The sequence below is a fragment of the Enterobacter sp. 03-F-07-AD-ECC genome (assembly GCF_047530935.1).
In the GTDB taxonomy this organism is placed as follows: Bacteria; Pseudomonadota; Gammaproteobacteria; order Enterobacterales; family Enterobacteriaceae; genus Enterobacter; species Enterobacter cloacae.
Window position 1 is genome coordinate 68,768 of the sequence record NZ_JBLKBZ010000009.1, and the last position, 16,632, is coordinate 85,399.

General features: G+C 53.9%; 14 protein-coding genes and 1 pseudogene. 12 read left to right on the forward strand and 3 right to left on the reverse strand.

From position 1 onward, the window contains the following. Window positions 1-30 precede the first annotated feature (30 nt). Entirely contained in the window at window positions 31-1,461 is a 1,431-nt protein-coding gene (locus ACMWKA_RS15255) for an alanine/glycine:cation symporter family protein (protein ID WP_029882677.1), read from the reverse strand. Window positions 1,462-1,723: 262 nt separating this feature from the next. On the opposite strand from ACMWKA_RS15255, the gene tal reads away from it, so the two are divergent. The 3 genes from tal (at window position 1,724) to ACMWKA_RS15270 (ending at window position 4,820) form a co-directional block, all read left to right on the forward strand. Next, complete coding sequence (gene tal / locus ACMWKA_RS15260; protein ID WP_013095515.1) at window positions 1,724-2,677, forward strand: transaldolase; 954 nt, start codon at window positions 1,724-1,726, stop codon at window positions 2,675-2,677. Window positions 2,678-2,787: 110 nt separating this feature from the next. Further along, on the forward strand, window positions 2,788-3,375 hold the full coding sequence (mog, locus tag ACMWKA_RS15265) for a molybdopterin adenylyltransferase (RefSeq protein WP_013095516.1): 588 nt from the start codon (window positions 2,788-2,790) through the stop codon (window positions 3,373-3,375). Window positions 3,376-3,497: 122 nt separating this feature from the next. Then, complete coding sequence (locus tag ACMWKA_RS15270) at window positions 3,498-4,820, forward strand: MFS transporter (RefSeq protein WP_020688467.1); 1,323 nt, start codon at window positions 3,498-3,500, stop codon at window positions 4,818-4,820. Here the strand turns inward: ACMWKA_RS15270 and satP are convergent. After that, window positions 4,797-5,363 carry an acetate uptake transporter gene (satP, locus tag ACMWKA_RS15275; RefSeq protein ID WP_013095518.1) on the reverse strand — a complete coding sequence of 189 codons (567 nt, stop codon included), beginning with the start codon at window positions 5,361-5,363 and terminating at the stop codon, window positions 4,797-4,799. The genes ACMWKA_RS15270 and satP overlap by 24 nt on opposite strands. 297 nt (window positions 5,364-5,660) lie before the next feature. On the opposite strand from satP, the gene dnaK reads away from it, so the two are divergent. The 4 genes from dnaK to nhaR all read left to right on the forward strand — a co-directional run bounded on the left by dnaK (window position 5,661) and on the right by nhaR (window position 11,112). Next, complete coding sequence (dnaK, locus tag ACMWKA_RS15280; protein WP_013095521.1) at window positions 5,661-7,574, forward strand: molecular chaperone DnaK; 1,914 nt, start codon at window positions 5,661-5,663, stop codon at window positions 7,572-7,574. Between the two features lie 87 nt (window positions 7,575-7,661). Beyond that, the gene (gene dnaJ, locus ACMWKA_RS15285; RefSeq protein ID WP_014830600.1) at window positions 7,662-8,807 is read left to right on the forward strand and encodes a molecular chaperone DnaJ; all 1,146 of its coding nucleotides are present in this window, start codon (window positions 7,662-7,664) and stop codon (window positions 8,805-8,807) included. Window positions 8,808-8,980: 173 nt separating this feature from the next. Next, the gene (gene nhaA / locus ACMWKA_RS15290) at window positions 8,981-10,156 is read left to right on the forward strand and encodes a Na+/H+ antiporter NhaA (RefSeq protein WP_038981162.1); all 1,176 of its coding nucleotides are present in this window, start codon (window positions 8,981-8,983) and stop codon (window positions 10,154-10,156) included. 56 nt (window positions 10,157-10,212) lie between these two features. Further along, window positions 10,213-11,112 carry a transcriptional activator NhaR gene (nhaR, locus tag ACMWKA_RS15295; RefSeq protein WP_020688469.1) on the forward strand — a complete coding sequence of 300 codons (900 nt, stop codon included), beginning with the start codon at window positions 10,213-10,215 and terminating at the stop codon, window positions 11,110-11,112. Between the two features lie 57 nt (window positions 11,113-11,169). Here nhaR and rpsT read toward each other — a convergent pair whose 3' ends face one another. Then, a complete protein-coding gene (gene rpsT / locus ACMWKA_RS15300; RefSeq protein WP_003856458.1) occupies window positions 11,170-11,433 on the reverse strand; it encodes a 30S ribosomal protein S20 in 264 nt (87 codons plus the stop codon). 101 nt (window positions 11,434-11,534) lie between these two features. On the opposite strand from rpsT, the pseudogene ACMWKA_RS15305 reads away from it, so the two are divergent. The 5 genes and pseudogenes from ACMWKA_RS15305 (at window position 11,535) to fkpB (ending at window position 16,631) form a co-directional block, all read left to right on the forward strand. Further along, window positions 11,535-11,753 (forward strand): annotated as a pseudogene (locus ACMWKA_RS15305) (DUF2575 domain-containing protein). A gap of 7 nt (window positions 11,754-11,760) precedes the next feature. Continuing rightward, window positions 11,761-12,687, forward strand: coding sequence for a bifunctional riboflavin kinase/FAD synthetase (gene ribF, locus ACMWKA_RS15310; RefSeq protein ID WP_038981167.1), 927 nt, complete (start codon window positions 11,761-11,763; stop codon window positions 12,685-12,687). A 45-nt stretch (window positions 12,688-12,732) separates the two neighbouring features. Next, complete coding sequence (gene ileS, locus ACMWKA_RS15315; RefSeq protein ID WP_414760391.1) at window positions 12,733-15,564, forward strand: isoleucine--tRNA ligase; 2,832 nt, start codon at window positions 12,733-12,735, stop codon at window positions 15,562-15,564. Next, complete coding sequence (gene lspA, locus ACMWKA_RS15320) at window positions 15,564-16,064, forward strand: signal peptidase II (protein ID WP_013095527.1); 501 nt, start codon at window positions 15,564-15,566, stop codon at window positions 16,062-16,064. The genes ileS and lspA overlap by 1 nt, the downstream gene beginning before the upstream one ends. Window positions 16,065-16,181: 117 nt before the next feature. After that, window positions 16,182-16,631 (forward strand): FKBP-type peptidyl-prolyl cis-trans isomerase, encoded by a 450-nt coding sequence (gene fkpB / locus ACMWKA_RS15325; protein WP_013095528.1) that lies wholly within the window; start codon window positions 16,182-16,184, stop codon window positions 16,629-16,631. Window position 16,632 lies beyond the last annotated feature (1 nt).

The window sequence follows — 16,632 nt, forward strand, 5'->3', positions numbered from 1 at the left end:
AAAAAATCGCCCTGAATTGATCGATAGCTGTTATTGCCGCGGCAAATCATCCCACGTGCCGGGCGCAATCTGCGACTTGATTTCGGGATAGCGCGAGGCGTCAAACACCGGCGGAACCCCCAGCTTACGCTGGCGAAGGTAGTCCCGGGCGATGAGGGTGACTACGGGCGAGAGCAGCAAAATCGCCGTCAGGTTGGTGATCGCCATCAGCGCCATAATCACGTCCGCCAGTTGCCAGACCACCGGCATGCTAAGCAGAGAACCCACGATGACCATCAGCAACATGCCCAGGCGCAACAGGTTGAGCATGGGGCGAGAGTTGAGCTTCAGGAAAATGAGGTTGTTCTCGGCGTAAAGGTAATTGACGACCATTGAGCTGAAGGCGAACAACAGCAGAATGAGCGAAACAAATCCCGCTCCCCAGCCACCGGTAAGGTTCACCAGCGCCTGCTGAAGAAGCTGTATCCCGCCGGCTTCCGTTGAGTGAGAGATTGGGCCTGCCAGCAGCAAGATCATGGCGCTGGAGGAGCAGATAATAATCGTGTCCGTGAAGACGCCAATCATTTGCACAATGCCTTGCGCGGCCGGGTGAGGGGGCCAGGAAGCGGCCGCCGCCGCGGCATTGGGGGTAGACCCCATTCCGGCTTCGTTAGAGAACATACCGCGTTGAAAACCCGCCATCAGCGCCTGGCTAAAGGTATAGCCCAGCGCACCCGAAGCCGCTTCACGCCAGCCAAAGGCGCTGCTGAAAATGGTCGCAATCACATCCGGCACCTGGTCGATATGCAACGCAGCGACCAGCAGGCTGGCCGCAACCCAGAGCAAGGCCATAATGGGAACCAGCCACTGCATCAGGCGGGCTGTACCCTTAAGACCGGTAGAGATGGTCAGCAGTATGCAGAGGGCTAACCCCGCGCCGGTGAGCCATTCCGGACAGGCGAAGGCATAGCGCAGGGCATGGGCGACAGAATTTGCCTGGACGGTGTTGAAAATCAGGCCATAGGCGACGAGTAAGAAAAGCGAGAACAGCACGCCCATCCAGCGCATCCCTAAGCCGCGCGCCATGTACCAGGCAGGGCCACCGCGAAACTGGCCATGATGATCTTTTTCTTTGTAGAGCTGGGCGAGAGAGCATTCGGCAAAGGAAGTTGCCATGCCGATAATTGCCGTCACCCACATCCAGAAAACCGCCCCCGGCCCACCGGCGCTGATAGCCAGCGCGACCCCCGCCAGGTTACCGCTGCCAAGCCGTGCCGCAAGGCTGGTGCACAGCGCCTGGAACGAGGTTAATCCACCGGGTTGTGGCGTGACGCTGTTTTTCAGACTTCTGCCAAATTTGCGGATATAACGAAACTGGATAAAACCGCTGCGTAACGTAAACCATATACCTGCTGCCAGAAGCAGGTATATCATTATCGAACCCCAGAGCACTTCGTTAATAAAGAAAAAGAAATCAGGCATTAACGTCCCTCATGTTGATGCCAGGATAAGGATGTAAGCGCTACCACATATTGGGCGTACTGTTACGTAGCTACCTCTTAATATTCCGAGTTTATCATACATTGGCTAAGCGCACTGTCTGCGGTTGCGCTACCCCTCTGTCGTGTTATCATCAGGGCAGACCGGTTACATCCCCCTAACAAGTAAACCTGTCATTTTTCCGCTGCAGGCATGCTGTCGGTAGCGTGAATTATCCAGGGCACGTTAAAAGAGAAACACTATCATGACGGATAAATTGACCTCCCTTCGTCAGTTCACCACTGTCGTCGCTGACACCGGAGATATCGCGGCAATGAAGCTGTACCAGCCGCAGGATGCCACAACTAACCCTTCTCTGATCCTTAACGCCGCGCAGATCCCTGAGTATCGCAAACTGATTGACGACGCCGTGACCTGGGCGAAAGCACAGAGCAACGACCGCGCGCAGCAGGTTGTGGATGCCACTGATAAACTGGCAGTGAACATCGGTCTGGAGATCCTTAAACTGGTTCCTGGCCGCATCTCTACCGAAGTGGATGCGCGTCTCTCCTACGACACCGAAGCGTCTATCGCGAAAGCCAAACGTCTGATCAAAATGTATAACGATGCGGGTATCAGCAATGACCGTATCCTGATCAAACTGGCTTCTACCTGGCAGGGTATCCGCGCTGCTGAACAGCTGGAAAAAGACGGTATCAACTGTAACCTGACGCTGCTGTTCTCCTTCGCTCAGGCGCGTGCATGTGCGGAAGCGGGCGTATACCTGATTTCTCCGTTCGTGGGTCGTATTCTGGACTGGTACAAAGCCAATACCGACAAAAAAGAGTACGCCGCGTCTGAAGACCCAGGCGTGATTTCCGTGACTGAAATCTACGAATACTACAAACAGCACGGTTATGAGACCGTTGTTATGGGCGCAAGCTTCCGTAACGTCGGCGAAATCATCGAACTGGCTGGCTGTGACCGCCTGACCATCGCACCAGCGCTGCTGAAAGAGCTGGCTGAAAGCGAAGGTACCATCGAGCGTAAACTGTCTTACACCGGTGAAGTGAAAGCGCGTCCAGAGCGTATCACTGAATCCGAGTTCCTGTGGCAGCACAACCAGGATCCAATGGCGGTAGACAAACTGGCTGACGGTATCCGTAAGTTTGCTATTGACCAGGAAAAACTGGAAAAAATGATCGGCGATCTGCTGTAATCATTCTGCGTGACCGGGCTCCCGGTCACGCGACTTCTTTCGTACTCTGTCTGAAATTCCCCTCTGCGTGTATCATTCCCTTTAATCAGTACTTTTTGAATGGAATGGATATGAATACCTTACGCATCGGCTTAGTGTCGATTTCTGACCGCGCCTCAAGCGGTGTCTATCAGGACAAAGGCATCCCTGCTCTTGAAGAGTGGCTGGGTAGCGCGCTGACCACCCCGTTTGAAATCCAGACCCGCCTGATCCCGGACGAACAGCCGATCATTGAGCAGACGTTGTGTGAGCTGGTGGATGAGATGAGCTGCCACCTGGTGCTGACCACCGGCGGAACCGGTCCTGCACGTCGTGATGTGACACCAGATGCTACGCTTGCTATAGCTGACCGTGAAATGCCGGGCTTCGGTGAACAGATGCGCCAGATTAGCCTGCACTTTGTTCCAACGGCGATCCTCTCCCGTCAGGTGGGGGTGATTCGCAAGCAGGCGCTGATCCTGAATCTGCCGGGCCAGCCTAAGTCGATCAAAGAGACGCTGGAAGGGTTAAAAGCGGATGACGGCAGCGTGATCGTCCATGGGATCTTTGCAAGTGTACCGTATTGTATACAGCTGCTGGACGGGCCGTATGTCGAAACCGATGACAAAGTAGTAGCAGCATTTCGTCCTAAAAGCGCACGCCGCGAAACAATCTCCTGAAAATAATCATTATGTGACATTAGCTGAAGCTGCTGTGGTGTGCTAAAAGTTTTACGGTATAGTAATTTTTTCTTTACGATAGCTGTAATAATAATTCCACAACACACGCTAAATGGTTCGCTATGTCACATAACACCCGACCTCTGAATCGACAGGACTACAAAACTCTTACGCTCGCGGCCCTGGGCGGCGCGCTGGAGTTTTACGATTTCATCATCTTTGTTTTCTTTGCCGCTGTGGTGGGGGAGTTGTTCTTCCCGGCGGATATCCCGGAATGGCTGCGTCAGGTGCAAACCTTCGGTATTTTTGCTGCCGGGTATCTGGCGCGTCCTCTTGGTGGGATTGTGATGGCGCACTTTGGCGATCTTGTCGGGCGCAAGAAGATGTTTACCCTCAGTATCCTGCTGATGGCCGTGCCGACGTTGGCCATTGGTCTGCTGCCAACCTACGCCTCGATGGGCATTCTCGCCCCGTTATTGTTGCTGCTGATGCGTATTCTTCAGGGGGCGGCCATCGGCGGTGAAGTGCCGGGGGCGTGGGTATTTGTCGCGGAGCATGTTCCGGCGCGCCGCATTGGTATCGCCTGCGGAACCTTAACCGCGGGGCTAACGGTGGGGATTTTGCTCGGTTCCGTGGTCGCGACAATTGTGAATACCAGCATGACGCAACAGGCCGTACACGACTGGGGCTGGCGTCTGCCGTTCCTGCTGGGCGGGGCGTTTGGCCTGGTGGCGATGTACCTGCGCCGTTGGCTCCAGGAGACACCGATTTTCCTCGAAATGCAGCAGCGCAAAGCGCTGGCACAAGAGTTGCCTGTTAAAGCCGTCGTGGTGCGTCATAAAAAAGCGGTGGTGGTGTCGATGCTGCTTACCTGGTTGCTCTCGGCAGGCATTGTGGTGGTGATTTTGATGTCGCCGGTCTGGCTGCAAAAGCAGTACGGCTTTGCCCCGGCGGTGACCTTACAGGCGAACAGTATCGCCACGGTTATGCTCTGCTTCGGCTGCCTGGCCGCCGGGCTGGCTGCGGATCGTTTCGGTGCCAGCGTAACCTTTATCGTTGGCAGCCTGTTACTGGCGGGCTCAAGCTGGGCGTTTTACCATCTGGCCGGTAGTCATCCTGAACAGCTGTTCCTTTTATACGGCGTGGTAGGGTTGTGTGTTGGCGTGGTGGGGGCGGTGCCTTATGTGATGGTTCGGGCCTTCCCGCCAGAAGTCCGCTTCACCGGCATCTCATTCTCATACAATGTTTCATATGCCATCTTCGGTGGACTGACGCCGATTGCGGTTACGGTATTGATGGGCGTGTCACCGCTGGCACCTGCCTGGTATGTGCTGGCGTTGTCGTTGATGGGGCTGGTGTTGGGGATTTGGCTTCGCCAGATGGGAGAATGTCGTGCCCGCGAGGCGGACACGACAGAGGGATCAGTGTTTTTCACCAATCGGTAAAATGGTGCGGTCAAACTGCTCGTTCAGCACTTCACCCATTGCCAGGTAGATAGCGCTTGCGCCGCAAACCAGACCAATCCAGCCTGCAACGTGAACGATGCCTTCGTTGTCCACCAGATGACCAATCGCCAGCAGGGCGAACAGCACGGTCAGGCTCAGGAAGACAAACTGCAGTGCGCGGTTACCCTTGAGGGTGCCAAAGAACATGAACAAGGTGAAGACACCCCACAGGCCCAGGTAAACGCCCAGGAAATGGGCGTTTGCCGCCTCTGCCAGGCCCATTTTAGGCATCAGCAGAATGGCGACCAGGGTCAGCCAGAAGGAACCGTAAGAGGTAAAGGCGGTTAAGCCGAAGGTATTGCCTTTCTTATATTCCAGCAGGCCCGCGAAGATTTGCGCGATACCGCCGTAAAAAATGCCCATCGCCAGGATAATGCCGTCCATCGGGAACATCCCGATGTTGTGCAGGTTCAGCAGAATGGTGGTCATGCCAAAACCCATCAGGCCCAGCGGAGCCGGATTAGCCAACTTAGTGTTGCCCATAAGTCCTCAAAAAAATCATCATTAATATGGTGAAATGGTTAAACCCGCGACAGTACTCCCTGAAGGGGCGCGGCATCATAATGGGCGCAAACGATGCCGTCTATGATCTCGTCAGGGTGAAATTAAAATTTTTTTTATCCTTCCCCCCTTGATGGATGACGTTGCGACCCCATCTTGTAAGCAACCGCAGTGTGTGGACCTGAAAAAAATCAAATCTGGGCAGTTGAAAAAGCACGTTCTGCCCTTATTACAGGTACACAACCACATGTTGACTGAATTTTTAGTGGAGACGTTTAGATGGGTAAAATTATTGGTATCGACCTGGGTACTACCAACTCTTGTGTAGCGATTATGGATGGCACTACTGCACGTGTGCTGGAGAACGCCGAGGGCGATCGCACCACGCCTTCTATCATTGCCTATACCCAGGATGGTGAAACTCTGGTTGGTCAGCCGGCTAAACGTCAGGCAGTGACGAACCCGCAAAACACCCTGTTTGCGATTAAACGCCTGATTGGCCGCCGCTTCCAGGACGAAGAAGTTCAGCGTGACGTTTCTATCATGCCTTACAAAATCATCGCAGCAGATAACGGCGATGCATGGCTTGATGTGAAAGGCACCAAAACAGCACCACCTCAGATCTCTGCTGAAGTGCTGAAAAAAATGAAGAAAACCGCAGAAGATTACCTGGGTGAGCCGGTAACTGAAGCAGTTATCACCGTTCCTGCGTACTTTAACGATGCTCAGCGTCAGGCAACTAAAGATGCTGGCCGTATCGCAGGTCTGGAAGTAAAACGTATCATCAACGAACCAACCGCTGCTGCTCTGGCTTACGGTCTGGATAAAGAAGTTGGCAACCGTACTATCGCGGTTTACGACCTGGGTGGTGGTACCTTCGATATCTCTATTATCGAAATCGACGAAGTAGACGGCGAAAAAACCTTCGAAGTTCTGGCAACCAACGGTGATACGCACCTGGGTGGTGAAGACTTCGATACCCGACTGATCAACTATCTCGTTGACGAATTTAAGAAAGATCAGGGCATTGACCTGCGTAACGACCCGCTGGCTATGCAGCGCCTGAAAGAAGCCGCTGAGAAAGCGAAGATCGAACTCTCTTCCGCTCAGCAGACCGACGTGAACCTGCCGTACATTACTGCAGACGCGACCGGTCCTAAGCACATGAACATCAAAGTGACCCGTGCGAAACTGGAAAGCCTGGTAGAAGACCTGGTGAACCGTTCTATCGAGCCACTGAAAGTTGCACTGCAGGATGCTGGCCTGTCCGTGTCTGATATCAACGACGTTATCCTCGTTGGTGGCCAGACCCGTATGCCAATGGTTCAGAAGAAAGTGGCTGAATTCTTTGGTAAAGAACCACGTAAAGACGTTAACCCGGATGAAGCAGTGGCAATTGGTGCTGCGGTTCAGGGCGGCGTGCTGACCGGTGATGTTAAAGACGTTCTGCTGCTGGACGTTACCCCACTGTCTCTGGGTATCGAGACCATGGGTGGCGTAATGACGGCGCTGATCAGCAAAAACACCACCATCCCAACCAAGCACAGCCAGGTGTTCTCTACCGCTGAAGATAACCAGTCTGCGGTAACCATCCATGTGCTGCAGGGTGAGCGTAAGCGTGCGTCTGATAACAAATCTCTGGGTCAGTTCAACCTGGATGGTATTAACCCGGCACCACGCGGCATGCCGCAGATCGAAGTGACCTTCGATATCGATGCTGACGGTATTCTGCACGTTTCCGCGAAAGACAAAAACAGCGGGAAAGAGCAGAAGATCACCATTAAGGCCTCTTCCGGTCTGAACGAGGAAGAGATCCAGAAAATGGTTCGTGAAGCGGAAGCCAACGCGGAATCTGACCGTAAGTTCGAAGAACTGGTTCAGACCCGTAACCAGGGTGACCATCTGCTGCACAGCACCCGTAAGCAGGTTGAAGAAGCAGGCGATAAACTGCCAGCGGAAGACAAAACTGCTATCGAAGCTGCACTGAGCGCGCTGGAAACGTCTCTGAAAGGCGAAGACAAAGCGGATATCGAAGCGAAGATGCAGGAGCTGGCACAGGCTTCTCAGAAGCTGATGGAAATCGCTCAGCAGCAGCATGCCCAGCAGCAGGCAGGCGCTGACGCTTCAGCGAACAACGCGAAAGACGACGACGTTGTCGACGCTGAGTTCGAAGAAGTTAAAGACAAAAAATAATCGCCCTGATGCAGGGTAATTAATCGGCACGGGCGTAGGAGAACTCTCCACGCCCGTGCTCGCATGTTAAGGGGCTTAAAAAAACCAATGGCAAAGCAAGACTATTACGAGATTTTAGGCGTTCCGAAAACTGCGGAAGAGCGTGAAATCAAAAAGGCGTATAAGCGCCTGGCCATGAAATTCCACCCGGATCGCAACCAGGGTGACAAAGAGGCTGAAGCTAAATTTAAAGAGATCAAAGAAGCCTACGAAGTCCTGACCGATGCACAAAAACGTGCGGCCTATGACCAGTACGGTCACGCAGCCTTTGAACAGGGCGGCATGGGTGGCGGTGGATTCGGTGGCGGCGGCTTTGGCGGCGGCGCTGATTTCAGCGATATCTTTGGCGACGTTTTCGGCGATATCTTCGGTGGTGGCCGCGGTCGTCAACGCGCAGCGCGTGGTGCGGATCTGCGCTACAACATGGAGCTGACGCTGGAAGAGGCCGTTCGCGGTGTCACCAAAGAGATCCGTATCCCGACGCTGGAAGAGTGTGACGTTTGCCATGGCAGCGGTGCGAAAGCGGGTACGCAGCCACAAACCTGTCCAACCTGTCACGGTTCCGGTCAGGTGCAGATGCGTCAGGGCTTCTTCGCCGTCCAGCAGGCGTGTCCGCACTGTCATGGTCGTGGGACGCTGATTAAAGATCCATGCACCAAATGCCACGGCCACGGTCGCGTTGAGAAAACCAAAACCCTGTCCGTTAAAATCCCGGCTGGCGTAGATACGGGTGACCGCATCCGTCTGGCAGGTGAAGGCGAAGCAGGTGAGCACGGCGCACCAGCAGGCGATCTGTACGTTCAGGTGCAGGTGAAACAGCACGCTATCTTTGAGCGTGAAGGCAACAACCTCTACTGTGAAGTCCCGATCAACTTTGCTATGGCAGCGCTCGGTGGCGAAATAGAAGTGCCTACACTGGATGGGCGCGTGAACCTGAAAATCCCAGGCGAAACGCAGACCGGTAAGCTGTTCCGCATGCGCGGTAAAGGCGTGAAATCCGTTCGCGGTGGTGCGCAGGGCGACCTGCTGTGCCGCGTGGTGGTTGAAACCCCGGTTGGCCTGAACGACAAGCAGAAACAGCTGTTAAAAGAGCTGCAGGAAAGCTTTGGCGGCCCGACGGGTGAGAAAAACAGCCCACGCTCCAAAAGCTTCTTCGATGGCGTCAAAAAATTCTTCGATGATTTGACCCGCTAAATCGTTAGCTGGTAACTATCCTTTAAAAACCCGGAAGCGATTCCGGGTTTTTTTTTTCTTGTTCAAAAGCTCGGTTAAACTGAGTATATATTCAATATTAATCTGTTTTTACCGATTTGTTTGCGCTGATATTATGGTTTTATCGAGGTATTGTTGTAAAAGAGAGAATTAACGTGAAATTACTACACCGTTTTTTTAGCAGTGAAGCATCCGGCGGCGTGATCCTGATTATTGCTGCTGCGGCCGCGATGCTGCTCGCCAACATGGGCATGACGCGCGATCTCTATCACGCATTTCTGGAAACGCCCGTCGAGCTTAAGGTCGGCGCGCTGGAAATTAACAAGAACATGCTGCTGTGGATCAACGATGCGCTGATGGCGGTGTTCTTCCTGCTGGTGGGGCTTGAGGTGAAACGTGAGCTGGTGATGGGCTCGTTAGCCAGCCGCCAGCGTGCAGCGTTTCCGGTGATCGCCGCCATTGGCGGGATGGTTGTTCCGGCGCTGCTCTTCCTCGCGTTTGCCTGGCAGGATCCTGTCGCGCGTGACGGGTGGGCGATCCCGGCGGCAACGGATATCGCGTTTGCGCTTGGCGTTTTAGCGTTGCTCGGGAGCCGGGTTCCGGTTGCACTGAAAATCTTCCTGATGGCGCTGGCGATCATTGATGACCTGGGGGCTATCGTCATTATCGCGCTGTTCTACACCAGCGATCTGTCGATTCTGTCGCTGAGCGTGGCAGCAGGGGCGATTGCCGTTCTGGCGCTGTTGAACATTTTCAATGTCCGTCGCATTGGAATTTACATCCTTGTGGGGATGGTGTTGTGGACGGCGGTGCTGAAATCGGGTGTCCATGCCACGCTGGCCGGGGTGATCGTCGGCTTCTTTGTGCCGCTTAAGCCGCAGGAGGGTAAATCACCGGCCAAACAACTGGAGCATGTGCTGCACCCGTGGGTCGCCTTTATGATCCTGCCGCTGTTTGCGTTTGCCAACGCGGGCGTTTCCCTGGGAGGGGTTACGCTGGAGGGGCTCACTTCCGTGCTGCCGCTGGGTATTATTGCCGGGCTGTTTATTGGTAAACCGCTGGGGATCAGCCTGTTCTGCTGGCTGGCGCTGAAGTTTAAGCTGGCATCGTTGCCGAACGGCACAACATTTGGTCAGATTATGGCGGTCGGCGTGCTGTGCGGTATCGGATTTACCATGTCGATCTTTATCTCGACGCTGGCGTTTGGTGCAAACGCGCCTGAGCTGATTATCTGGGCAAAACTCGCCATTCTTATCGGTTCATTACTGGCCGCAGTTATTGGTTATACCTTATTGAAGGTGAAGTTGTCCGGGCAGGCCGTCCAGGCATAACGGAAAACCGGGAGGAGGTCATTCTTCTCCCGATACACTCAGGGAGAGAAGACGCGATGTCTCATTTGAATTACAACCATCTTTATTACTTCTGGCATGTTTACAAACAAGGCTCGGTGGTCGGGGCGGCAGAAGCTCTTTTTCTGACGCCACAAACTATCACCGGGCAAATCAAAGCCCTGGAAGAACGCCTGCAAGGCAAGCTATTCAAGCGTAAAGGACGTGGGATAGAGCCAAGCGAGTTGGGTGAACTGGTTTTTCGCTATGCGGACAAGATGTTTACCCTGAGCCAGGAGATGCTGGATATCGTCAACTACCGCAAAGAGTCTAATTTGCTGTTTGACGTGGGCGTGGCGGATGCCCTCTCGAAACGGCTGGTAAGCGGCGTGCTGGATGCGGCGGTGGTTGAAGACGAGCAGATCCATTTGCGCTGTTTTGAATCCACACACGAGATGCTGCTGGAGCAGTTGAGCCAGCATAAGCTGGATATGATTATCTCGGATTGCCCCATCGACTCCACGCAGCAGGAGGGGCTGTTCTCAGTCAAGATTGGTGAATGCGGGGTAAGCTTCTGGTGTATCAACCCGCCTCCGGAAAAACCGTTCCCTGCCTGTCTGGAAGAACGCCGCTTGCTGGTGCCGGGAAGGCGCTCCATGCTGGGGCGTAAGCTGCAGAACTGGTTTAACTCTCAGGGGCTGAACGTGGAGATCCTGGGTGAGTTCGATGATGCAGCACTGATGAAAGCTTTTGGTGAGGCGCACAACGCAATCTTTGTTGCGCCGACGCTGTACATGCACGATCTCTATTCAGATAACAAGATTACCGAGATTGGCAGAGTCGATAACGTCATGGAGGAGTACCACGCCATCTTCGCCGAAAGGATGATTCAACACCCGGCGGTGCAGCGTATCTGTAACCGCGACTACTCGGCGCTGTTTACCCCGCCAGCAAACTGAAGGTATAAAAAAACCCGCGTTAAGCGGGTTCTTTAAACAAGCAACAACAAGCGGCGATTAAGCCAGTTTGTTGATCTGCGCGGTCAGGTTTGCTTTATGACGCGCTGCTTTGTTTTTGTGGATCAGACCTTTAGCAGCCTGACGATCCACGATTGGTTGCATTTCGTTAAATGCGTTCTGCGCTGCAGCTTTGTCGCCAGCTTCGATTGCTGCGTATACTTTCTTGATGAAAGTACGCATCATAGAGCGACGGCTTGCGTTGTGCTTACGAGCCTTTTCAGACTGAACGGCACGTTTCTTAGCTGATTTGATATTAGCCAAGTCCAACTCCCAAATATGATCTATGTGGACAATTCAAAGGCCGAGGAATATGCCCTCTTTGCCTTCTTTTGTCAATGGATTTGTGCAAATAAGCGCCGTTAATTAGCGACGCTACGTTACGTAGTGATGGCGCAGGATTCTACCAGCTTGTCTTTCGTGAATACAGCTTTTCGGCATAAAAATCGCAGTTCCCGGACAGATTTTTTTGCTGTGAAAGGTCAGCATGATGAAATCATTACGGCTTTCTGTTTTGTGCAGACAATCGTCGGTTAACCTTAATCGCTGTACAAGGTATACTTTGGCGATTTTCACTGTTTTGAGCCAGACATGAAGCTGATACGCGGCATACATAATCTCAGCAAAGCCCCCCACGGGTGCGTGCTGACCATTGGTAATTTCGACGGCGTGCATCGTGGGCATCAGGCGCTGTTGCAGGGATTGCGTAAAGAAGGGGAGGCACGTGGCCTGCCCGTGGTAGTGATGATTTTCGAGCCGCAGCCGCTGGAACTGTTCGCGGGCGATAAATCGCCTGCCCGACTTACTCGCCTGCGCGAGAAGTTGCGCTATCTGGCACAGTCCGGTGTGGACTACGTATTGTGTGTCCGTTTTGATCGTCGTTTTGCCGCGCTGACAGCACAAAATTTCGTCAGCGACCTGTTGGTCAAGCGCCTTGGCGTGCAGTTTCTCGCCGTGGGTGATGATTTCCGCTTTGGCGCTGGTCGTCAGGGCGATTTCTTGCTATTACAGAAGGCTGGCCTGGAATATGGTTTTGACGTCACCAGCGCGATGACCTTTTGCGAAGGTGGCGTGCGCGTCAGCAGTACGGCGGTTCGTCAGGCTCTGGCCAATGATGAACTGGAGACCGCAGAGAATTTGCTGGGGCATCCGTTTACCATTTCTGGTCGTGTGGTTCATGGCGATGCGCTGGGCCGTACGATAGGTTTCCCGACGGCGAATATACCGCTGCGTCGTCAGGTCTCCCCGGTTAAAGGGGTATATGCGGTGGAAGTGGCTGGACTGGACGAGAAACCTTTTTACGGTGTCGCCAATATTGGCACACGTCCTACGGTCGCCGGTGTGCGACAGCAGCTGGAAGTGCATCTGCTGGACGTTGTAATGGACCTCTACGGTCGCCATATAGATGTCATACTGCGTAAAAAAATACGCAATGAGCAGCGATTTGCCTCGCTGGATGAACTAAAAGCGCAAATCGCGCGAGATGAATTAACGGCCCGCGAGTTTTTTGGGCTTTGAACCCGGCTTAAATGCCTACGTGATAAATACGGAACCGAGAATCTGATGAGTGACTATAAATCAACCCTGAATTTGCCGGAAACAGGGTTCCCGATGCGCGGCGATCTCGCCAAGCGCGAACCGGGAATGCTGGCGCGTTGGACCGATGATGACCTGTACGGCATCATTCGTGCAGCCAAGAAAGGCAAAAAAACCTTCATTCTGCATGATGGCCCTCCATATGCGAATGGCAGCATTCATATTGGTCACTCTGTTAACAAGATTCTGAAAGACATTATCGTGAAGTCCAAAGGACTCGCGGGATATGACTCGCCTTACGTTCCGGGTTGGGACTGCCACGGTCTGCCGATTGAACTGAAAGTTGAGCAGGAATTTGGTAAGCCGGGTGAGAAATTCACCGCGGCGGAATTCCGTGCGAAATGCCGTGAATACGCGGCCACTCAGGTTGACGGCCAGCGTGCAGACTTTATTCGTCTGGGCGTGCTGGGCGACTGGTCGCATCCGTACCTGACCATGGACTTCAAAACCGAAGCCAACATCATCCGTGCGCTGGGTAAAATCATCGGCAATGGCCACCTGCACAAAGGCGCGAAGCCGGTGCACTGGTGCGTGGACTGCCGTTCTGCGCTGGCAGAAGCAGAAGTTGAGTATTACGACAAAACCTCGCCTTCAATCGACGTGGCCTTCGAAGCGGTCGATCAGGATGCGATCAAAGGTAAATTCGGCCTGCCGGGCGTAAGCGGCCCGATCTCGCTGGTTATCTGGACCACCACCCCATGGACGCTGCCAGCTAACCGTGCGATCTCCCTCTCCGGTGAGTTCGAATATGCACTGGTTCAGATTGACGGTCAGGCACTGATCCTGGCGAAAGATCTGGTGGAAAGCGTGCTGAAACGCGCGAACATCACCGACTACACCGTACTGGGCACCGTGAAGGGCGACGCGCTGGAACTGATGCGCTTCAAACACCCGTTCCTGGACTTCGACGTTCCGGCAATCCTGGGCGACCACGTGACGCTGGAAGCCGGTACCGGTGCAGTACATACCGCCGGTGGGCACGGTCCTGACGACTACAACATCAGCCTGAAATATGGTCTGGAAATCGCGAACCCGGTAGGGCCGGACGGATCATACCTGCCTGGTACGTATCCATCGCTGGACGGTATCAACGTCTTCAAAGCGAACGACATCATCGTGGAGATGCTGCGTGAGCGCGGCGCGCTGTTGCACGTTGAGAAAATGCAGCACAGCTACCCGTGCTGCTGGCGTCACAAGACGCCGATCATCTTCCGTGCGACCCCACAGTGGTTCGTCAGCATGGATCAGAAAGGCCTGCGCGAGCAGTCTCTGAAAGAGATCAAAGGCGTGCAGTGGATCCCGGACTGGGGCCAGGCGCGTATTGAATCCATGGTGGCTAACCGTCCTGACTGGTGTATCTCCCGTCAGCGCACCTGGGGCGTGCCGATGTCGCTGTTCGTGCATAAAGAGACGCACGAACTGCACCCGAACACGCTGGAACTGATGGAAGAAGTGGCGAAGCGTGTTGAAGTTGATGGCATTCAGGCGTGGTGGGATCTCGATGCCCGCGATATCCTGGGCGCAGACGCGGACAACTACGAGAAAGTGCCAGATACCCTGGACGTGTGGTTCGACTCCGGGTCTACTCAAGCCTCCGTGGTTGACGTGCGCCCTGAGTTTGCCGGTCACGCGGCTGATATGTATCTGGAAGGTTCTGACCAACACCGTGGCTGGTTCATGTCATCCCTGATGATCTCCACCGCCATGAAAGGTAAAGCACCTTACCGTCAGGTTCTGACCCACGGTTTCACCGTCGATGGTCAGGGCCGTAAGATGTCCAAATCTATCGGTAATACCGTTTCTCCGCAGGACGTGATGAACAAATTGGGCGCAGACATTCTGCGTCTGTGGGTGGCATCTACCGACTATACCGGCGAAATGGCGGTATCAGATGAGATCCTGAAACGTGCTGCCGACAGCTATCGTCGTATCCGTAACACCGCGCGCTTCCTGCTGGCGAACCTGAATGGTTTCGATCCGGCAAAAGACATGGTGAAACCGGAAGAGATGGTGTTGCTGGATCGCTGGGCGGTAGGCTGTGCGAAAGCGGCGCAAGAAGATATCGTTAAGGCATATGAGTCTTACGATTTCCATGAAGTGGTGCAGCGCCTGATGCGATTCTGCTCCATCGAGATGGGCTCGTTCTACCTCGACATCATCAAAGATCGCCAGTACACCGCGAAAGCGGACAGCGTGGCGCGTCGTAGCTGCCAGACTGCGCTGTATCACATCGCAGAAGCACTGGTGCGCTGGATGGCGCCAATTATGTCCTTCACCGCGGATGAAATCTGGGGCTACCTGCCAGGTGAGCGTGAGAAGTATGTCTTCACCGGCGAGTGGTATGAAGGTCTGTTCGGTTTGGAGGAAGGAGAAGAATTTAATGATATATTCTGGGGCGATGTGCGCCGTATTAAGGATCAAGTTAACAAAGAACTAGAGGCTCAGAAAGTAAACGGCATCAAGTCAAACTTGGAAGCTAAGGTATTGCTTAAGTATGACGACGATTCATTTGGGACGATTCGCAAATTACGTAAGTTAGGGGATGAGGTAAGATTCATCTTTATTACTTCCCAATTTGAAATTGCCAAAGAACCCGGTGGAGTTACCAGCGATGATAACCTTCCATATATTGCGGGAGGAACCGCGGTTCAAGCTGTTGTAACTCCAGCCGAAGGTGAGAAGTGCCCGCGCTGCTGGCACTACACTACCGATGTCGGCCAGGTGGCGGAACACGCAGACATCTGCGGACGCTGTGTAAGCAACGTCGCCGGTGACGGCGAAAAACGTAAGTTTGCCTGATGAGTAAAACTCTCTGTTCAACAGGACTGCGCTGGCTGTGGCTGGTTGTGGTGGTGCTGATTATTGATCTGGGCAGCAAGTTCCTGATCCTCCAGAACTTTGCTCTGGGGGATACGGTTCCGCTGTTCCCGTCGCTTAACCTGCACTATGCGCGTAACTACGGTGCGGCGTTTAGCTTCCTTGCTGACAGCGGTGGCTGGCAGCGCTGGTTCTTTGCGGGTATTGCTATCGGTATCTGTGTGGTGCTGGCGGTGTTGATGTACCGTTCGAAAGCGACGCAAAAGCTGAACAACATCGCCTATGCACTGATCATTGGCGGCGCGTTAGGTAACCTGTTCGATCGCCTGTGGCATGGCTTTGTGGTCGATATGATCGACTTCTACGTCGGCGACTGGCACTTTGCGACCTTTAACCTCGCCGATAGCGCAATTTGTATCGGTGCGGCGTTAATCGTGCTGGAAGGTTTCTTGCCGAAACCCGCCGCGAAAGAGCAGGCTTAGTTGTAAATGCCGGGTGGCGCTGCGCTTACCCGGCCTACAGAATTTGTGGCCTCCCGTAGGCCCGGTAAGCGCAGCGCCACCGGGCAACAGGTGACCCAAAACAAGCGAGCAATTTGCATGTCTAAATCCGTACAAAGCAATAGCGCGGTTCTCGTTCACTTCACGCTGAAACTGGATGACGGCTCTACGGCCGAATCCACCCGCAATAACGGCAAACCAGCCCTGTTTCGTCTTGGCGATACGTCGTTATCTGAAGGTCTGGAGCAGCAGCTTCTGGGTCTGAAAGAGGGGGAGAAGAAGGCGTTTTCGCTGGAGCCGGATGCGGCGTTTGGCGTGCCAAGCCCGGATCTTATCCAGTACTTCTCTCGTCGTGAGTTTATGGATGCGGGCGAACCGGAAATCGGGGCGATTATGCTCTTTACCGCTATGGATGGCAGCGAAATGCCTGGCGTGATCCGCGAAATCAACGGCGACTCCATCACCGTAGATTTCAACCATCCTCTTGCCGGGCGCACCGTCCATTTTGATATTGAAGTGCTGGAGATCGATCCGGTACTGGAGGCCTGAA

Bases quoted from the DNA above. Each gene is read 5' to 3' on its own strand.
- ACMWKA_RS15255 (WP_029882677.1), bottom strand. From the start codon at position 1,461: ATGCCTGATTTCTTTTTCTTTATTAACGAAGTGCTCTGGGGTTCGATA.
- tal (WP_013095515.1), top strand. From the start codon at position 1,724: ATGACGGATAAATTGACCTCCCTTCGTCAGTTCACCACTGTCGTCGCT.
- mog (WP_013095516.1), top strand. From the start codon at position 2,788: ATGAATACCTTACGCATCGGCTTAGTGTCGATTTCTGACCGCGCCTCA.
- ACMWKA_RS15270 (WP_020688467.1), top strand. From the start codon at position 3,498: ATGTCACATAACACCCGACCTCTGAATCGACAGGACTACAAAACTCTT.
- satP (WP_013095518.1), bottom strand. From the start codon at position 5,363: ATGGGCAACACTAAGTTGGCTAATCCGGCTCCGCTGGGCCTGATGGGT.
- dnaK (WP_013095521.1), top strand. From the start codon at position 5,661: ATGGGTAAAATTATTGGTATCGACCTGGGTACTACCAACTCTTGTGTA.
- dnaJ (WP_014830600.1), top strand. From the start codon at position 7,662: ATGGCAAAGCAAGACTATTACGAGATTTTAGGCGTTCCGAAAACTGCG.
- nhaR (WP_020688469.1), top strand. From the start codon at position 10,213: ATGTCTCATTTGAATTACAACCATCTTTATTACTTCTGGCATGTTTAC.
- ribF (WP_038981167.1), top strand. From the start codon at position 11,761: ATGAAGCTGATACGCGGCATACATAATCTCAGCAAAGCCCCCCACGGG.
- ileS (WP_414760391.1), top strand. From the start codon at position 12,733: ATGAGTGACTATAAATCAACCCTGAATTTGCCGGAAACAGGGTTCCCG.
- lspA (WP_013095527.1), top strand. From the start codon at position 15,564: ATGAGTAAAACTCTCTGTTCAACAGGACTGCGCTGGCTGTGGCTGGTT.
- fkpB (WP_013095528.1), top strand. From the start codon at position 16,182: ATGTCTAAATCCGTACAAAGCAATAGCGCGGTTCTCGTTCACTTCACG.